The 18,419-nt window shown below is 72.6% G+C and carries 16 protein-coding genes; 9 read left to right on the plus strand and 7 right to left on the minus strand.

Annotated elements, in window-relative coordinates; translation table 11 throughout:
- Positions 1-148: 148 nt before the first annotated feature.
- From IE265_RS07800 to IE265_RS07820, 5 genes are all read left to right on the plus strand, one after another.
- Entirely contained in the window at positions 149-922 is a 774-nt protein-coding gene (locus IE265_RS07800) for an MIP/aquaporin family protein (protein WP_190034633.1), read from the plus strand.
- Between the two features lie 113 nt (positions 923-1,035).
- The gene (gene glpK / locus IE265_RS07805; RefSeq protein ID WP_190034634.1) at positions 1,036-2,604 is read left to right on the plus strand and encodes a glycerol kinase GlpK; all 1,569 of its coding nucleotides are present in this window, start codon (positions 1,036-1,038) and stop codon (positions 2,602-2,604) included.
- Positions 2,605-2,610: 6 nt separating this feature from the next.
- A complete protein-coding gene (locus IE265_RS07810; protein ID WP_190034635.1) occupies positions 2,611-4,227 on the plus strand; it encodes a glycerol-3-phosphate dehydrogenase/oxidase in 1,617 nt (538 codons plus the stop codon).
- A 276-nt stretch (positions 4,228-4,503) separates the two neighbouring features.
- Positions 4,504-5,175, plus strand: coding sequence for a FadR/GntR family transcriptional regulator (locus IE265_RS07815; protein WP_190034636.1), 672 nt, complete (start codon positions 4,504-4,506; stop codon positions 5,173-5,175).
- Positions 5,176-5,484: 309 nt separating this feature from the next.
- Entirely contained in the window at positions 5,485-6,522 is a 1,038-nt protein-coding gene (locus IE265_RS07820; RefSeq protein ID WP_190034637.1) for a PAC2 family protein, read from the plus strand.
- A gap of 416 nt (positions 6,523-6,938) precedes the next feature.
- On the opposite strand, the gene mshC is transcribed toward IE265_RS07820, so the two are convergent.
- The 4 genes from mshC to IE265_RS07840 all read right to left on the minus strand — a co-directional run bounded on the left by mshC (position 6,939) and on the right by IE265_RS07840 (position 10,421).
- The gene (gene mshC, locus IE265_RS07825; protein WP_190034638.1) at positions 6,939-8,168 is read right to left on the minus strand and encodes a cysteine--1-D-myo-inosityl 2-amino-2-deoxy-alpha-D-glucopyranoside ligase; all 1,230 of its coding nucleotides are present in this window, start codon (positions 8,166-8,168) and stop codon (positions 6,939-6,941) included.
- A 99-nt stretch (positions 8,169-8,267) separates the two neighbouring features.
- Positions 8,268-9,083 carry an SCO1664 family protein gene (locus IE265_RS07830; RefSeq protein ID WP_190034639.1) on the minus strand — a complete coding sequence of 272 codons (816 nt, stop codon included), beginning with the start codon at positions 9,081-9,083 and terminating at the stop codon, positions 8,268-8,270.
- Positions 9,047-9,637: a DUF3090 domain-containing protein gene (locus tag IE265_RS07835; RefSeq protein WP_190034640.1), complete on the minus strand. Its 591-nt coding sequence runs from the start codon at positions 9,635-9,637 to the stop codon at positions 9,047-9,049. Before IE265_RS07835 ends, IE265_RS07830 begins: the two co-directional genes overlap by 37 nt.
- 97 nt (positions 9,638-9,734) lie before the next feature.
- Entirely contained in the window at positions 9,735-10,421 is a 687-nt protein-coding gene (locus IE265_RS07840) for a histidine phosphatase family protein (protein ID WP_190034641.1), read from the minus strand.
- Positions 10,422-10,483: 62 nt separating this feature from the next.
- Between IE265_RS07840 and corA the strand changes: the two genes are divergently transcribed.
- Complete coding sequence (corA, locus tag IE265_RS07845) at positions 10,484-11,482, plus strand: magnesium/cobalt transporter CorA (RefSeq protein ID WP_190034642.1); 999 nt, start codon at positions 10,484-10,486, stop codon at positions 11,480-11,482.
- Positions 11,483-11,598: 116 nt separating this feature from the next.
- On the opposite strand, the gene IE265_RS07850 is transcribed toward corA, so the two are convergent.
- Positions 11,599-12,387, minus strand: a complete 789-nt coding sequence (locus IE265_RS07850; protein ID WP_190034643.1) for a ferritin-like domain-containing protein — start codon at positions 12,385-12,387, stop codon at positions 11,599-11,601.
- A gap of 226 nt (positions 12,388-12,613) precedes the next feature.
- On the minus strand, positions 12,614-13,669 hold the full coding sequence (locus tag IE265_RS07855; protein ID WP_190034644.1) for an LLM class F420-dependent oxidoreductase: 1,056 nt from the start codon (positions 13,667-13,669) through the stop codon (positions 12,614-12,616).
- Between the two features lie 150 nt (positions 13,670-13,819).
- Between IE265_RS07855 and IE265_RS07860 the strand changes: the two genes are divergently transcribed.
- Positions 13,820-14,803, plus strand: coding sequence for an aldo/keto reductase (locus IE265_RS07860; protein ID WP_190034645.1), 984 nt, complete (start codon positions 13,820-13,822; stop codon positions 14,801-14,803).
- Entirely contained in the window at positions 14,800-17,199 is a 2,400-nt protein-coding gene (locus tag IE265_RS07865) for a helix-hairpin-helix domain-containing protein (RefSeq protein WP_190034646.1), read from the plus strand. Before IE265_RS07860 ends, IE265_RS07865 begins: the two co-directional genes overlap by 4 nt.
- A gap of 152 nt (positions 17,200-17,351) precedes the next feature.
- Here the strand turns inward: IE265_RS07865 and IE265_RS07870 are convergent, their stop codons facing one another.
- A complete protein-coding gene (locus IE265_RS07870; RefSeq protein ID WP_190034647.1) occupies positions 17,352-18,089 on the minus strand; it encodes a hypothetical protein in 738 nt (245 codons plus the stop codon).
- 47 nt (positions 18,090-18,136) lie between these two features.
- Here IE265_RS07870 and IE265_RS07875 point away from each other — a divergent pair, with 47 nt between their 5' ends.
- A complete protein-coding gene (locus tag IE265_RS07875; RefSeq protein ID WP_190034648.1) occupies positions 18,137-18,325 on the plus strand; it encodes a DUF5703 family protein in 189 nt (62 codons plus the stop codon).
- Positions 18,326-18,419 lie beyond the last annotated feature (94 nt).

Here is an 18,419-nt window from a genome sequence, read left to right on the forward strand (position 1 = left end):
CCATCGGTCGGCATTGTCGAACACCTACCGGCAATAAGCGTTAGAGTGTGTCAATGCCAAGGGCCGGCAACGACCTCACCTGAGGTCGCGAACCACCGGTGGGACCCGGGGTTCGCCTTCCCCTGGACGAAGGACAAAGGAGTCGCGGGTGTCCAGCTCCGACATCTTCATCGGCGAGACCATCGGTACCGCCATACTCATCCTGCTCGGTGGCGGCGTCTGTGCCGCCGTCACCCTGAAGGCCTCCAAGGCGCGCGGCGCCGGGTGGCTCGCCATCACCTTCGGGTGGGGCTTCGCCGTACTCACGGCCGTCTACACGTCGGCGCCCCTCTCCGGCGCCCACCTGAACCCGGCCGTGACCCTCGCCATCGCGATCAAGGACGACGCCTGGAACAACGTCCTGACCTACTGGTCGGGGCAGCTGCTCGGCGCCATGATCGGCGCGGCGCTCGTGTGGGTCGCGTACTACGGACAGTTCCGCGCGCACCTGACGGACGACGAGATCGTCGGCGACGTCAAGTCCGTGGAGGCCCGGGAGGCCAAGGCCGGCCCGGTGCTCGGCGTCTTCTCCACCGGCCCGGAGGTCCGGGTCGTCTGGCAGAACCTCGCCACGGAGATCATCGGCACCGTGGTGCTGGTCCTCGCGGTCCTCACGCAGGGACTGAACGACAGCGGCAAGGGGCTCGGCACGCTGGGCGCCCTGATCACCGCCCTCGTCGTGGTCTCGATCGGCCTCTCGCTCGGTGGCCCGACGGGCTACGCGATCAACCCGGCCCGCGACCTCGGTCCGCGCATCGTGCACGCCCTGCTGCCGCTGCCCAACAAGGGCGGCTCCGACTGGACCTACGCCTGGATCCCGGTCGCCGGTCCGCTGATAGGCGGAGCGCTCGCCGCAGGCCTGTACAACGTCGCCTTTGCTTAGAGCCGTACGTCAGCCCGGAGCCGTACGCCACCCGGTACGGAAACGTCGGCTCCGGGCCGAGAGCAATACGTCGTAAGCCAGTCCCTTTATCCACGGACTTTCAGGAGCACACCGTGACCGACGCGCACACCGCCGCCACGCATTCCCACGGCACCGGCCCGTTCATCGCCGCCATCGACCAGGGCACCACCTCCAGCCGCTGCATCGTCTTCGACCGCGACGGGCGCATCGTCTCCGTCGACCAGAAGGAGCACGAGCAGATCTTCCCGAAGCCGGGCTGGGTGGAGCACGACGCCGCCGAGATCTGGACCAATGTCGAGGAGGTCGTCGCCGGAGCCATCTCGAAGGCCGGCATCACCCGCGACGACATCAAGGCCATCGGCATCACCAACCAGCGTGAGACCACGCTGCTGTGGGACAAGAACACGGGCGAGCCCGTCCACAACGCGCTCGTGTGGCAGGACACCCGCACCGACGCCCTCTGCCGGGAACTCGGCCGCAACGTCGGCCAGGACCGCTTCCGCCGCGAGACGGGCCTGCCGCTCGCCTCGTACTTCGCCGGCCCCAAGGCCCGCTGGCTGCTGGACAACGTCGAGGGCCTGCGCGAGCGCGCCGAGGCGGGCGACATCCTCTTCGGCACCATGGACACCTGGGTCATCTGGAACCTGACCGGTGGCGTGAACGGCGGCAAGCACGTCACGGACGTGACGAACGCCTCCCGCACCATGCTGATGAACCTGCACACCCTGGCGTGGGACGAGAAGATCGCCGAGTCGATCGGCGTCCCGCTGGCGATGCTCCCCGAGATCCGCTCCTCCGCCGAGGTGTACGGCGAGGTCACCGGCGGGCCGCTCGGCGACCTGCTCGGCGGCATCCCGGTCGCCTCCGCGCTCGGCGACCAGCAGGCCGCCCTGTTCGGCCAGACCTGTTTCTCCGCGGGCGAGGCCAAGTCCACGTACGGCACCGGAACGTTCATGCTGATGAACACCGGCGACAAGATCATCAACTCGTACAGCGGGCTGCTGACCACGGTCGGCTACCGCATCGGCGACCAGGCCCCGGTCTACGCCCTGGAGGGCTCGATCGCGGTCACCGGTTCGCTGGTGCAGTGGATGCGCGACCAGATGGGCCTGATCAAGTCGGCGGCCGAGATCGAGACGCTCGCGTCCTCGGTCGAGGACAACGGCGGCGCGTACTTCGTGCCGGCCTTCTCCGGCCTGTTCGCCCCCTACTGGCGCCCGGACGCCCGCGGTGTCATCGCCGGACTCACCCGGTACGTCACCAAAGCGCACATCGCGCGCGCCGTCCTGGAGGCCACCGCCTGGCAGACCCGCGAGATCAGCGACGCCATGACGAAGGACTCCGGCGTCGAGCTGACGGCCCTCAAGGTCGACGGCGGCATGACCTCCAACAACCTGCTGATGCAGACCCTGGCCGACGTCCTGGACGCCCCCGTGGTGCGCCCGATGGTCGCCGAGACCACCTGCCTCGGCGCCGCATACGCCGCCGGCCTCGCCGTCGGCTTCTGGACCAACACCGAGGACCTGCGCGCCAACTGGCGCAGGGCCGCCGAGTGGACCCCGAACATGGCCGCGGAGACCCGCGACCGTGAGTACAAGAGCTGGCTCAAGGCCGTCGAGCGGACCATGGGCTGGCTCGAAGACGACGCTGACGAGGAGTAATTCGCAATGACCACCCTGCAGAGTGTCCCGGCTCTTGGGACGCGCCCGGCCTACGGCTCCAACCCGAGCCGCGCCGAAACCCGGGAGCAGCTGTCCAAGGCGACATTCGACCTCCTGGTGATCGGTGGCGGAATCCTGGGCATCTCCACCGCCTGGCATGCCGCGCAGTCGGGCCTGCGGGTGGCCGTGGTCGACGCCGGCGACTTCGCCGGCGCGACCTCCTCCGCCTCCTCCAAGCTGCTCCACGGCGGTCTGCGCTACCTGCAGACCGGCGCGGTGAAGCTGGTGGCGGAGAACCACTTCGAGCGCCGTGCGGTCAGCCGCCAGGTGGCCCCCCACCTGGCGAACCCGCTCACGTTCTACCTCCCCGTGTACAAGGGCGGGCCGCACGGCGCGGCGAAGCTGGGCGCGGGCGTGTTCGCGTACTCGGCCCTGTCGGCCTTCGGTGACGGCGTCGGCCATCTGCTGTCGCCGTCGAAGGCCGCGCAGGACGTCCCTGAGCTGCGCACCGACAACCTGAAGGCCGTGGCCGTGTACGGCGACGACCAGATGAACGACTCCCGGATGGCCCTGATGACGGTCCGCGCGGCCGTCGAGTCGGGCGCCGCGGTACTGAACCACGCCGAGGTGACGGGTCTGCGCTTCACGCGCGGCCGGGTGTCGGGTGCCGAGCTCAGGGACCGGCTGTCCGGTGACGAGTTCGGCGTGTCGGCGCGCCTCGTGCTCAACGCGACCGGGCCGTGGGTGGATCACCTGCGCCGGATGGAGGACCCCAATGCGGCACCGTCGATCCGTCTGTCGAAGGGCGCGCATCTGGTCCTGAAGCGCACCTCCCCCTGGAAGGCCGCGCTGGCGACCCCCATCGACAAGTACCGCATCACGTTCGCCCTCCCCTGGGAGGACATGCTGCTGCTCGGCACGACCGACGAGGAGTACGAGGGCGATCCGGCGGACGTCTCGGTCAACGAGCGGGACATATCCCAGATCCTCGACGAGGCGGCGTTCTCGATCCGCGACCAGCAGCTGTCGCGCGATCTGATCACCTACTCCTTCGCGGGTCTGCGCGTGCTGCCCGGCGGTCCCGGGGACACCTCGAAGGCCAAGCGGGAGACGGTGGTCACCGAGGGCCGGGGCGGCATGCTGTCCGTCGCGGGCGGCAAGTGGACGACCTTCCGCCACATCGGCCGGACCATCATGAAGAAGCTGGAGTCGCTGCCGGGCCACCCGCTCGGCGAGGACTTCGAGCCGATCTCCGAACTGCCGAAGAAGCTGCCGCTGCCGGGGGTCGCCAATCCCCGCGCGGTCGCGCACCGGCTGCTGGTGGACGGCCCGGCACCCGGTCCCCGCATGGCGGCCGACACCGCGAGGCACCTGGCGACGCACTACGGTTCGCTGGCCTTCGACATCGCCCGCCTGGCCAACGAGAGCCCGGCCCTGGCCGAGCGCGTCCACCCGGACGCCCCCGAGATCTGGGCCCAGGTCGTGTACGCCCGCGACAACGAGTGGGCCGAGACCGCCGACGACGTACTGCGCCGCCGTACGACGCTGACGATCCGCGGCCTCGCGACGGACGAGGTGCGCGGCAGGGTGCAGGACCTGCTCGACAACCGGGACGCCCGCTAGGGGTCCGGCACCACGCACCGCAAGGGGCGGCTCCGCCACGGAGCCGCCCCTTCCGCGCGCCCGGGCACCGGGACGGGTACCGGCCCCGGTGCGGCGCCGGTACCCGTGTCGGTGCCCCTCCCGGGACCCGCGGAGCGCTCGCCCGGGCCCTGCCCGTCGGCCCCGGCCCCACTTGGACACCGTCCGGCCTGCAGTGATCCGTGCGGAGCGGGGTGGACGGGACGGACCAGGCCGCATAATGAGACATCGGATGTCTGAGTGACTGGGAGGCCCGCCATGGCGGTCACCGATGAGGCGATCGAAAAGATCAAGGAAATGATCGTCTCCGGCGCACTGCGTCCCGGCGACCGGCTCCCGAAGGAGAGTGAACTCGCCGCCGATCTGGGCCTGTCCCGCAACTCACTGCGCGAGGCGGTCCGCGCGCTGTCCCTGATCCGCATCCTGGACGTCCGGCAGGGCGACGGGACCTACGTCACGAGCCTGGACCCGCAACTCCTGCTGGAGGCGCTGAGCTTCGTCGTGGACTTCCACCGCGACGACACGGTCCTGGAGTTCCTCGCGGTGCGCCGCATCCTGGAGCCGGCCGCGACCGGGATGGCCGCGCTCTGCATCAGCGAGCGGCAACTGGACACTCTCACAAGCCAGTTGGAGGCACTCGGCGACGCCCCCACCGTGGAGGAACTCGTCGCCTGCGACCTGGAGTTCCACCGCAGCATCGTGCAGAGCGCGGGCAACTCCGTGCTCTGCTCACTGCTCGACGGACTCTCGGGACCCACCACCCGGGCCCGCGTCTGGCGCGGTCTGACGCAGGAGGACGCGGTGAGCCGCACGCTGTACGAGCACCGGGCCATCCTCGCCGCCCTGCGCGACCGGGACGCCGAGGCCGCCCGGTCGTGGGCCACCGTCCACATCGCCAGCGTGGAGCAGTGGCTGCGCACCACGCTCTGAACGGCACCCGCCCGCGCACGGCGCCGCCCCGCCCGCGCACGGGGCGCGGCCCGCCACGGCCCCGGCCGCACGGTCGCCGCGGTCGTCCGACGTATGTCACCGCCCCGGCCGGCGGCCCGGACCAACGCCTCGGAACCCGGTCGAAGTTGGGTCGGGACCACGGGAACAGCTCGGATGACTGCGGGGTGTTCCGAGGTGGTGAACGGGGCAGTCATCCGGTCACTCCCCCATTCGAGGGGGCTGCGGGCGCCCCCCGTGCACGCCGTAAGGTTGGGGCGTACGCGAGGGCACGTCGGAAGGAGGTACTGGGTGATCGAGCTCGAAGGGGTTCCCGAGCTGGTCGACCCGGTCATGGTGGCCGCGTTCGAGGGCTGGAACGACGCCGGCGACGCCGCCTCCGCCGCGGTCGCGCATCTGGACAGGGAATGGAAGGGCGAGGTGTTCGCGGCGCTCGACGCCGAGGACTACTACGACTTCCAGGTGAACCGGCCCACCGTCTGGCTGGACGGCGGTGTCCGCAAGATCACCTGGCCGACGACGAGGCTGTCGGTGATCAGGGTGGGCGGCGAGAAGCCGCGCGACCTGGTGCTGGTCAGGGGCATAGAGCCGTCGATGCGCTGGCGCTCGTTCTGCAACGAGCTGCTGGGCTTCGCCCATGAGCTGGGCGTCGAGCTGGTGGTGATCCTGGGCGCACTGCTCGGCGACACCCCGCACACCCGTCCGGTCCCGGTCAGCGGCGTGACGTCCGACGCGGACCTGGCGCGCACGATGGACCTGGAGGAGACCAAGTACGAGGGTCCGACGGGCATCGTCGGCATCCTCCAGGAGGCGTGCACGCACGCGGGCGTGCCGGCGGTCTCGCTCTGGGCGGCCGTGCCGCACTACGTGTCGCAGCCGCCCAACCCGAAGGCGACGCTGGCCCTCCTGAACCGCCTGGAGGACCTCATCGACCTGCGCATCCCGCTGGGCGAGCTGCCCGAGGACGCGCGCGCCTGGCAACTGGGCGTGGACCAGCTGGCGGCCGAGGACAGCGAGGTCGCCGAGTACGTGCAGACGCTGGAGGAGGCGCGGGACACCGCCGAGCTGCCCGAGGCGTCGGGCGAGGCGATCGCCCGCGAATTCGAGCGCTATCTGCGCAGACGGGACGGCGGCGGTCCGACCGGCCCCGCGCCCGGCGGGCACGCCACCGCGGACGGCAGCGACAGCGTGCCGTATCTGCGGGACAGCCCCGGCGGCCGGACCAGGCCCCCGAAGCCGCCCAGGCCGGAGCAGGAGAGCGGACCCGGATCGGGGTCCGGTTCGGGACCGGAGTCCGAGAGGGACGACGAGGACACGCCCGAGGGCTGACATCCGTGGAGGGGCGGTGCGCTGCCGGCGCGCCGCCCCTCCGGCCTTTGCGCCACGGAGGGGCGGGCCGCCCACGGGCCCGCCCCTCTGCCGACGACGGGACCGGGCGCGGGGCGCGGGATCGGATGCGGAGCCCCGGGCGCGGGGCGCGGAACCGGGCGCGGGACGTACGGTGCCCAACGGCGTCGCGGCCCGCACGAGTGGTGCGGTCGGGGCACTGCGGGTCCCGGGCGCACGACGGCCGGGACCGGGCGGGCGCACGAGCGGGCGCGCAGACGGTCGGTCGGTCGTCGGACGGCCACCGGGAACGACGCGGAACGCCGGCCGGGCTCGCGCCCGACCGGCGTTCCGCGTCGTTCCGTATCGCTCCGTGCGGCTCTGTACCGTTCTATGCCGCTCTATGCCGCTCTACGGCCTCAGAGAGCCACGCCCAGCAGGGCGTCCACGGAGCGCGACACGACGCCGGGGGCGCCTTCGTCCGTGCCGCCCCGCTCCTCCTGGAGGAGGGCCCAGCGGTCTACGGCCGCGAGCGCCGCCGGGGCGTCGAGGTCGTTCGAGAGGGCCTCGCGGATCTCGTCGACGAGCGCGTCGGCGGGCGGTCCGTCGGGCCGCGACACGGCGGCCCGCCAGCGGTCGAGCCGGGCGAGCGCGTCCTGGAGCACCTGGTCGGTCCACTCCCAGTCGGCCCGGTAGTGGTGGGCGAGCAGGGCGAGCCGGATCGCGGCCGGGTCGACCCCGTCTCGGCGCAGCGCGGACACGAAGACCAGGTTGCCCTTGGACTTGGACATCTTCTCGCCGTCGAGCGCCACCATGCCGGTGTGCACGTACGCCTTGGCCATCGGGAACTCGCCGGTCAGCGCCTGGGCGTGGGAGGCGCCCATCTCGTGGTGCGGGAAGGCGAGGTCGGACCCGCCGCCCTGGACGTCGAAGCCCATGCCGAGGTGGTCGAGCGCGATCGCGACGCACTCGATGTGCCAGCCGGGCCGGCCCGGTCCGAGCGAACCGCCGTCCCAGCTCGGCTCGCCCTCGCGGGCGGCCATCCACAGCATCGGGTCGAGCGGGTTCTTCTTGCCCGGACGGTCCGGGTCGCCGCCGCGCTCGGCGGACAGCACCCGCATCGCGGCGGCGTCCAGGTGGGACACCCCGCCGAAGTGGGGGTCCGCCTCGACGGAGAAGTAGACGTCGCCCTCGAGTTCGTACGCGGCTCCCGCGTCCCGCAGCCGCTCGACCAGCGGGACGATCCCGGGTATGGCCTCGACGGCTCCGATGTAGTGCTTCGGGGGCAGCATCCGCAGGGCGGTCATGTCCTCGCGGAAGAGGGCGGTCTCCTTCTCGGCGAGGGCGACCCAGTCGACGCCGTCGCGTACGGCTCGCTCCAGCAGCGGGTCGTCGACGTCCGTCACGTTCTGGACGTAGTGCACCTGCCGCTTGGTGTCGAGCCACACGCGCTGCACGAGGTCGAACGCGTTGTAGGTCGCCGCGTGACCCAGATGGGTCGCGTCGTACGGCGTGATGCCGCAGACGTAGATACGGGCGACGGGACCGGGGTCGAGGGTCACGGGACCACCGGTCGCGGTGTCGTGGATCCGGAGGTCGCGTCCCTCACCGGGCAGGGCGGGGACCTCAGAAGCGGGCCAGGCATGCATGTCATGAGCCTAACCGGACGGAGGTTCCGTATACGAACCGGAGCGGGCCGGACGGCCGGGAAGGCCCTCTTGCCGGCGCCGCCGGGGTGTGCGGCCGGGCTAGACGGGCGGCCAGGGGATCGCGGGCCACTCCCCCGACGGCTCGGGATGGCGTCCCGAGGCGAGCAGACCGGCCACACGCGCGCGCGTGGCGGCCACTTCCTCCTCCGTGACGAGTTGCGCCAGCCGGGTGCCCAGCGTGCCGTCCAGGGCCTGTCCGAGGCCCTTCAGCACGTCGACCGCCTCCGGCGTGAGTTCCTCCCCGGCCCAGCCCCACAGCAGCGTCCGCAGCTTGTTCTCGGCGTTGAAGGTGACCCCGTGGTCGATCCCGAACAGCCGCCCCTCGGCCGCGGGCAGCAGGTGGCCCCCCTTGCGGTCCGCGTTGTTGATCACCGCGTCGAGGACGGCGAGGCGGCGCAGCCGCTCGTCGTCGGCGTGCACGAGCAGCGCGGTGCGGCCCTCGCCGACCTCGGCCAGGCCGACGGCCCGCCAGCCCTCGCCGGGCTCCTCGGCGTCGACCAGGGCGAGCAGGTCCGCGCCCGCCGACACCGACTCGACCCAGAGCTGGCACATGCCCTCGCCGTACGGCCCGTCGCGCAGGACGGTGGGCGGGACGAGGCCCCAGCCGGTCGCCTCGGAGACCTCGTAGGCCGCCACCTCGCGCTGGGCGAGGGTGCCGTCGGGGAAGTCCCACAGCGGGCGTTCGCCGGCCACGGGCTTGTACACGCACGCGGCCTCCAGGCCCTCGTGCGCCACGTCGCACAGCAGGACCGCGTTGGATGCCTCGCGGATGCGGCCCCGTACCGTGAGTTCGCCCTCGGCGAGCAGCTCGGCCGTGGTCACGCCTCGCGTCGGTATCCGTTCTGGCGCGGACATACGTGTCCTTCCGGGTCGAGCGGGAGGCTGCACAGCGGGCACGGCGGCCGGCCCGCGTTGACGACGTCGAGGGCGCGCTTGGCGAAGGCGCGGGCCTGTGCGCCGGTGAGGCGGACCCGCAGCATGGGCGGGCCGTTCTCCTCGTCCTGGAGGAGCCGCTCCTCGGCCTCGGCGAGATCCTCCTCCGAGTCCGCCTCCAGCTCCACCAGTGCCTGCGCCTCGACGATCATGCGCTGTTCGTCGCCGTCCCAGGCGAGCGCCATGGTGCCGACCCGGAACTCCTCCTCGACCGGCGACTCGAGGGGTGCGGTGTCGGAGACCTCCGAGGGGACCATCGCCGGCACCGGGGCGCTGCCGCCGGTGCGTCGTACGACCTCGTCGAGAAGCTCGTCCATCCGCTCGGCCAGCGCCGCCACCTGCGTCTTCTCCAGCGCCACACTGGTCACCCGGGGGCCGGAGGAGGCCTGCAGGAAGAAGGTGCGGCGCCCTGGCAGCCCGACCGTGCCGGCTACGAAACGGTCCGGCGGGTCGTAGAGGAACACCTGACGGGACACGTCCTGTCTCCATTGGATCGACTGCATCTGCCATCGACTGAGTGCTGCTGACAACTGCTGCGCTGCTTCGACCGCTTCACCCTACTGCGGCGGACGATCACGGTGCGCCCGCACCGCCCCCGACCGCGGCGTCCGTCGTCGGGGCTTCCTCGCGCGGGGCGAGCGCCGCGAAGTCGCCGGTGTCCCCGAGGCGTACGAGGAAGGGGCGCAGCCGTGTGTAGCGGATCGCCGTGACGGAACACGGTTCCACGGAGATCCGCTGGAAGAGGTCCAGATGCAGTCCGAGCGCGTCGGCGACGAGGGACTTGATGATGTCGCCGTGCGAGCACACCAGGTAGACGGCGTCGGCGCCGTGCTCGTCCGCCACGCGCGCGTTCCACTCGCGGACCGCCTCGGCCGCCCTGGTCTGCATGGCCCGCATGGACTCGCCGCCGGGGAAAGCGGCGGCGGAGGGGTGCGCCTGGACCACCTCCATCAGCGGCTCGTCCTTCAGCTCGGCGAGCTTGCGGCCGGACCAGTCGCCGTAGTCGCACTCGTTGAGGCGCTCGTCCACGTGCGACCGCAGGCCGGGCCGGGCGTCGAGGAGCGGCCGGACCGTGTCCCGGCAGCGTTCCAGGGGGCTGGTGACGACCTCGGAGATCGGCAGTGCCGCGAGGCGTCCGGGCAGGGCGGCGGCCTGTGCGGTGCCGCGCTCGTCGAGGGCGACGCCGGGAGTGCGCCCGGCGAGCAGTCCCGCGGTGTTGGCGGTGGAGCGTCCGTGCCTGACGAGGATCAAGGTGGGCATACGGCTCAGCGTAGGCGGCGGCCGGAATGCCCCGCGGCCCGAGTGGAGGGAGAATACGCTCCGTGATCGTCGACTGCGGGCTGTACCGCGACGGACACCGGACGGAGGGGCCGGAGGACTTCTCCGACGCCCTGGCGGAGGCGCGCTCCTCGGGGAACGCCTTCGTGTGGGTCGGACTGCACGAGCCGACGGAGGGGGAGTTCGACCGCGTCGCCCAGGAGTTCGCGCTGCACGCGCTGGCGGTCGAGGACGCGCTGAAGGCCCACCAGCGGCCCAAGCTGGAGGTCTACGACGACTCGCTGTTCGTCGTCCTGAAGCCGGTGACGTACGAACCGGACAGCGACACCGTCTCCTCGGGGGAGGTCATGGTCTTCCTCGGCGACTCCTTCGTGGTGACCGTGCGGCACGGCGAGGGGGCGCCCCTCAAGGTCGTTCGGGACCGCCTGGAGCGGGACGCGGAGCTGACGCGGCTGGGGCCGACGGCGGTGCTGTACGCGGTCGCGGACGCCGCCGTCGACCACTACCTGGAGGTGGCGACCGAGCTGCAGACCGACCTGGAGGAGCTGGAGGCGGAGGTGTTCTCGCCGCAGGTCGGCGGGTCCCGGCACACCGCGTCCAGGATCTACACGTTCAAGCGGCAGGTCCTGGAGTTCCGCAGGGCGACGGGGCCGCTGTCGGTCCCGGCGACACGGCTCGCGGGTTCGGGCGCGCTCGGCACCGACGTGCCGTTCGTCGAGGCGGCCGCACGGCCGTTCTTCCGTGACGTCAGCGACCACCTGACCCGGGTGAACGAGTCCGTGGAGGGCCTGGACCGGCTGGTGTCGGACATCCTGTCGGCGCATCTCGCACAGATGAGCGTCCGGCAGAACGACGACATGCGGAAGATCTCCGCGTGGGCGGCTATGGCGGCGGTCCCGACGATGATCGCGGGCATCTACGGCATGAACTTCGAGCACATGCCCGAGTTGCACTGGATGTGGTCCTATCCGGCCGTGCTGCTGGTGATGGCGGTGCTGGAGATCGGGCTGCACCGCCTCTTCAAGCGGCGCGGCTGGCTCTAGCCGGTGTCAGGGGGCCGTTCCCGGCTCCCCCGCGCGCGCAAGGCAGGCGGGACCGCTCCGGGCCCTCCCACGCCCGCGGGCCGCGCGGAACGGCGGCACGCGCGCGTGGCGTCCGATCAGGCGAACTCGGGGGCGGCCGTCGCGGGCCCGCCCAGCGCGTCGCGGCGCTCCGGCATCGTCAGGGAGACCATCCGGCGCCAGCCGTTGAGGCGCTCGTACGCGTACACGGCGCGGATGCCCGCGGCGAGCACGGCCGCCTTGGGCCGGGACCAGCCGAGGATGCGCCCCATGTGGTCCATGACGGCGAGGCTGACGTCGCGGTAGACGCGGATCTCGGCGAGCGCGCACTCGCGCAGGGTGCGCTGGATGGCCCTGCCGTGGCCCTCGCGCGCGAAGCGCAGGAGTTCCTCGTGGCAGTAGGCGAGGTGGTTGTCCTCGTCGTTCGAGATCATCCGCACGGCGCGGCCGAGGTCGGGGTGGTCGGCGAAGTGGCGGCGCAGCAGGTCCATCTGCTCGGAGGCCCGCTGCTCGGTCACTCTGCTGTGGGCGAGGTAGGTGACGATGTCCGGGACCGTGAGCGGTTCGTCGCCCTTGAGCTTCTCGTGGGCCAGGCCGATGCCGTGCCGTTCGAGCAGCATCGTGTAGTCGGTGTCGGGCGGGACCTCGACGGGTTCGAGTCCGCGCTTCTTGAGGAGCGCGTTGAAGATCCGCCCGTGCTTGTCCTCGTCGGCTCCGTGCCGGGTGATCTTGGGAGCGAGCGCGCGTTCGCTCGCCGGGACGAGCGCCGCGATCCGCGCGTTCTCCCAGCCCCCCTGCGACTCCCCGCTCGCAGCGATGGAGCAGAAGAGCCGGAACGACTCGTCGTCGTCGAGGATTTCCTGGAAAAGACTCTTGGCCGAAAGCATGACTGCCACCTCCATGCAGGACTCCGCAAAGAACGAGTCAAATGCGTGGTGGGGCGTGCGGCAACACGTGCGTCGGACAAATCCGCCGAACGGCTGACGGGAAGGGCGTACGGGGGCGTAACCGAGCGGCTCTCCGCGCGTTGTTACCCGTGACGGCCGTGGCGGGGAAGACCCCCGAGCCCCCACCACGGCCGCAGAACTTCTCCTTCTCCGCCGTCGCCGCCGGCTACGCGAGTCCGGCCCGCTCCAGCGCCTCGGTACCGGCGCGGAGCGAGGCGAGTCGCTCGTCGCGGGTGAAGCCCGCGGGGGCCAGCGTCAGGGTGGTGACCCCGGCGGCGGCATAGGCCTTCATGCGGTCGGCGATGCGGTCCACCGAGCCGAGCAGGGTGGTCTCGTCGATGAGCTGCTGCGGAATGGCGGCCGCCGCGCCCGCCTTGTCGCCGGCCAGGTACTTGTCCTGGATCTCGGCGGCCTCCTTCTCGTAGCCCATGCGCTGGGCGAGCTTGTTGTAGAAGTTCTGCTTGCGGCTGCCCATGCCGCCCACGTACAGCGCGGTGTACGGGCGGAACATGTCGGCCAGGGCCGGTACGTCCTTGTCCTCGCCGAGCGCCAGCGGCACGGTCGGGCAGACGTCGAAGCCGTCCATCGTCAGCCCGGCCTTCTCGCGGCCCGCGCGCAGGTGCCTGATCGCCGTGTCCTCCAGGTGCTCGGCGGACGGGAAGATCAGCAGGGCGCCGTCGGCGATCTCGCCGGTCTGCTCCAGGTTCTTGGGGCCGATGGCGGCGATGTAGAGCGGAATGTGCTCGCGCTCCGGGTGCACGGTCAGCTTGAGGGGCTTGCCGGGGCCGTCCGGCAGCGGCAGGGTCCAGTGCGCGCCGTCGTACGAGAGGCGTTCGCGGGTCATGGCCCTGCGCACGATCTCGACGTACTCGCGGGTGCGGGCCAGCGGGCTGTCGAACTTGACGCCGTACCAGCCCTCGGAGACCTGCGGCCCGGAGACGCCGAGGCCGAGGCGGAAGCGGCCGCCCGACAGCGAGTCGAGCGTGGCGGCGGTCATCGCGGTCATCGCGGGCTGGCGCGCCGGGATCTGGAAGATGGCCGATCCGACGTCGATGCGCTCGGTCTGGGCGGCGACCCAGCTGAGCACCGTGGCCGCGTCGGAGCCGTACGCCTCCGCGGCCCAGCAGACCGCGTAGCCCAGGCGGTCGGCCTCCTTGGCCACGGCGAGGTTGTCCGCGTCCATTCCGGCACCCCAGTAGCCGAGGTTGATCCCGAGCTGCATGGCCGATTCCCCTTACTGATCAGTAACGTCCCTTGTGCGGCACCCTAGCGCGCTGCCGGGCCCGGCGGCAGGGAGCCGGTCGGGGATCATGCGGTCCCGGTTGTCCACAGGCCCCCACACAACGGGTCCTGGCCAGTAATCTCAGCGCCCATGGAGCAGAGGCATCTCGGCCGTACCGGCCTGCGCGTGTCCCGCATCGGGCTCGGCACCCTCACCTGGGGCCGGGACACCGACGAGCACGACGCCGCGGACCTGTTGAAGGTGTTCTGGGAGGCGGGCGGAACGCTCGTCGACACCGCCGACGTGTACGGCGGCGGTGAGGCCGAGTACCTGCTCGGGCAGTTGATGGAGGGCCTGGTGCCGCGCCGCGACCTGGTGATCTCCACCAAGGCGGGCAGCGTCCCGGACCCCGACCGGCGCTTCGACGGCTCCCGCGGGCATCTGCTGTCCGCGCTCGACGCCTCGCTCACGCGGCTCGGCACCGACTACGTCGACCTGTGGCAGATCCACGCCTTCGACCCGGACGCGCCGCTGGAGGAGACCCTCCAGGCCCTCGACATCGCGGTCAGCAGTGGCCGCGCGCGCTACGCCGGGGTCTCCAACTTCTGCGGCTGGCAGCTCGCGAAGGCGGCGACGTGGCAGCTCGCCGCGCCCGGGATACGCACCCGCCTGTCGAGCACGCAGATGGAGTACTCGCTGCTGCAGCGGGGCGTCGAGCGCGAGGTGCTGCCCGCCGCCCTGGACCTCGGCATCGGCCTGCTGCCCTCCTCGCCCCTGGGCCGCGGCGTGCTGACGGGCAAGTACCGCAACGCGACGCCGTCGGACTCCCGCGGCGCCTCCGAGCACATGGCTCCGTTCGTCGAGCCGTACCTGGACGAGCCGGCGAGCCGCATCGTGGACGCCGTGACGACGGCGGCGGACGGTCTGGCCGTGACCCCGCTCCAGGTGGCCCTGGCGTGGGTCCGGGACCGGCCGGGGGTGGCCGCCCCCATCATCGGCGCACGCAACGCGCTGCAGCTCACGGCGGCGTTGTCAGTGGAGACCCTTAGTCTTCCTGACGAGATCTGCCGGGCGCTCGACGACGTGTCGGCGCCCGTGCACCGCTATCCCGATCACGACTGGAGCACGCTGTGACCACGGAGCCCGCAGCCCCGGAGCCCGCCGCCGCGGAGGAGGCCGAGCCGCAGGCCGACCCGTCGCCCGACGGCCCCGAGGCCGCGGCGGACGGACCGGGCGGCACCGACAGCTCCGACCCCACCGACAGTGCCAAGAGCGCCGACAGCACCGACGGCACCGACAGCGCCGACGGGTCCGAGCCCGCCGCCGCCGAGGGAGATGGGACGGACCCCGGGGCGACCGCCGAGGGTGCCGCCCAACTGTCCGAGGCCGAGGCCGAACTGGCCGCGCAGCGCGAGCTGCGGGAGCGGATCGAGCGGCGGAAGGCGGAGAAGGCGGGTCCCGTCAGCAGCGGGGCGGGGCTGAGCGGGAAGGCCGCCGACCTGCTCGCGGCCGTACGGGCCGTGGAGAGCGGCGAGAAGCCCCCGGCCGGCGCCTTCGACGGACCCGAGCCGACCCCGCGCAGGGCCGCCCCGCAGCCCACCCCGCAGCCCAGGCCCGTCGTCCCGCGGGCCCCGGCGCCGATGGCCTCGGAGACCGTCGACGCGGTGCGTGCCGTGCTGGTCGGGGGCGGCGCACCCGACACGCTCGCGGTCCAGGCGACCGCGACCCTCGGCGAGGAGGCCGAGACCCTGCTGCGCGAGGACCCGTGGCAGTTGCTTCGCGTGCCCGGCGTGCGGCCCGAGCAGGCCGACGGCTTCGCCCGGGCCCTGCTCGGCGCGGAGTGCCGGCCGGACGACGAGCGACGGGGCCGGGCGGTGACGGTCTGGCTCCTGGAGCAGGCGGCGCTCGCAGGGCACACCGCCCTGGAGGCGCCCGCGCTGCACGCGGCGCTCGCCCAGCGCTCGGTGCCGGACCCGGACGCCGCGCTGCAGGGCGCCCTTGCGGAGGGCGACGCCCTGGTGTTCCAGGACGCGCTCGACGAGCCGGGCACCGGCCCGGCACCCGCGCCGACGACGCCGCCCGAGGACTCCCAAGCGGGTGACCAGGGTGACGAGGGTGACGAGGGTGACGAGGGTGAGGAGGCCGAGCAGGAGCGTCCGGTGCGCGTCCTGATCGGCCTGGAGCGGTACGCGCTCGCCGAGGAGAGCCTCGCCGACGGTCTCGCCCGCGTGGTCAACACCCTGCCCAAGGAGGACGCCTCCGCCGCGGGCTGGGAGTCGGCCGCGACCGGTTCCGCCGCCGAGCTGATCCGCGCCGCCGCGACGCACGGCCTGGTCCTGCACACCGGCGGCGAGGCGGCCCGCGCCGAGCCGGCGGCCCTGATGTCCGTCGCCCGCTCCCTCGGGCTGCGGGTGTGCGCGACGACCCACACGGCGGACGGCCGCCGCCGCTTCGCCGCGCTGCTGGCCGCCGCGGACGGGAAGGCCGGCCTGGCCCCCTCGAACACCGGGGCCGGCACCGCCGACCCGACCGGCACCGCCGACCCGACCGGCGCGACCGGCGCCGAGGACTCCGTGACGGTGACGACGGTCGCGGGGCTGCTCTCCGGGACCGAGGGGCCGGGCCGGGACAGCGACGGCCTGCTGCGGACCGACCTCCTCGTCGTGCTCGACGCTCCGCAGCTCGACGTCGAGAACGCCGCGATGCTCGCCGAGTCGCTCCCCGACGGCGCCCGGCTCGTACTGAGCGGGGACCCGGGAGTGCTGTGGTCCGCCGGGCCCGGCCGCGTCTTCGCGGACCTGCTGGCCGCCCGGGTGTGCCCGCAGATCGCCTCCCGCACTCCGGACCCGGGCCCCGTCGGCGAGTTGGTCTCGGGCATCGGAGTGGGCGAGCTGAACCAGGTCGAGGCGCCCGGCAAGGAGGTCGTGATCGTCCCGGTGCGCGATGCCGGGGAAGCGGTGCTGCGCACCGTGCAGCTCGTCGCGGACTCGGTGCCGAGAGCGATCGGCATCCCCGCGGAGCAGACCCAGGTGATCACTCCGGGGCACGGCGGCGCGGTGGGCACCCGGGCGCTGAACACCGCGCTCAAGGAGCGGCTCAATCCCGGTCCGGGGCGCTTCGGTGGCTTCGACCCGGGCGACCGGATCGCGCACACCCCCTCACCGGGCCGTACGGTCACGGGCCACGTGGTGAAGGCCGACGCCGACGGACTCCACCTGGAGTGCGCCGGTACCGCCGTCGTGGTGCCCAAGGAGCGGGTGGAGCAGACCGTCCGGCACGGCTGGGCGCTCACGGCGCACCAGGCGGCCGGATTCCGCTGGCCGGCCGTGGTCGTGGTACTGCCCGGCGACGCCGCCGGCGTCCTGACCCGGCCCTGGGTCTACACCGCCTTCGGCCGCGCGGAGCGGCACCTCTCCGTGGTCCACGGCGTGGAGCAGGCACTGCCGCGCGCCGTGGCCGAGGTGGCCGCGAAGCCCCGTACGACCCGGCTGCCCGCGCTGCTCAAGGCCCAGGTGCCGGTGGCCGGCTGAGTCCTCGCCCCTCGGCCCCGCCTCGCCGCCCCGCACGCGGCCCCCGCCTCGTGGGGCCGCGCGCGCGGCGGGGCCGAGGGGCCCCGGACACGGCGGTGGCGGTCACCGGGCCCGGAGCCCGGTGACCGCCACCGCTCGCGTTCCGCGGACCGTCAGCGATCCGCGTCCAGCGGCTCCCGCGCTCCGTCCGCCTCGTCCAGGTCGTCCGCGTCGTCGGGTTCATCCGCTTCGTCGTCACGGTCCACGGGCTCGGCGTCGTCGTCGAGGTCGTCGGACTCCTCGTCGAAGACGGCGCTCACGTCGAAGCGGCAGACCACCCGGTGCGGGTCGGCCTGCTCGAACGGCGCCTCCAGCCACTCACCGGGATCGGCCGGTTCGTCCGATGCGGTGACCCACAGCGTGGAGTCGCCCTCCTCCAGACCGAACTCCTTGTGCCGGGACGCGATCTCGTCGGGCTCGAACTCCCCGAAGAGGACACCCAGCGCGCCGTGCACGCTGCCGGAGGCCGCGTCGAATCCCGCCTCCGAGGCCCCGGACTCCTCCACGGCCTCCACCCGCTGGGCCTGCGCCAGCAGTCGCTGCGGCTCCACCACCGCGTAGTCGCGGCGGATCAGCACGCTCAGCGCGTTCGGCTCCTCCGGACCCTCGTAGGGCGGCAGGGCGTCGTCCGTCCCGGGGATCTCGAAGGGGGTGACCTCGTCGTAGCGGTCGTAGAGGAGCTCGTCGTACTCCTCGGCGGCCGCGGCCAGCTCGTTGAACGCCTCGTAGACGGCCGGATCGTCCTCACCCGACCTGCGCTCGACCGCCGCCAGGTGACGGTCGAGCGCGGTCTTGACCGCCTCGGCGGCGGCGCGTACCTCGGCAGCGGTGGGCTGCGCAGCATCAGACATAGTGCAGACGCTATCCGTACACAGGCTCTGCACGCACAATAGATGCGATGCCGGAATACGAATTTGTCGACGTGTACGTGCCGCGCGGGGTGTCCCGCAAGGAAGCCACACGCCTGCTGACGGACCATGCCGAGTACGGCCACTGGGAGTTGGAGCGCCTCAGCCTGCACCGCGACGGGAGCCGCAGGGTGCGGTTGCGGCGGCGCATCATCCGCCAGGTGCGCGCCACCTGGTGACGCGGGACGGCTGAAACGGAACGGGCCCCGAGGGACGGGGCCCGTCGCACCGCGCCCCCCGTCGGGGCGCCGGTCCGGCCATGGCGCCGTGGGA

Source organism: Streptomyces fructofermentans (assembly GCF_014651055.1).
GTDB lineage: Bacteria > Actinomycetota > Actinomycetes > Streptomycetales > Streptomycetaceae > Streptomyces > Streptomyces fructofermentans.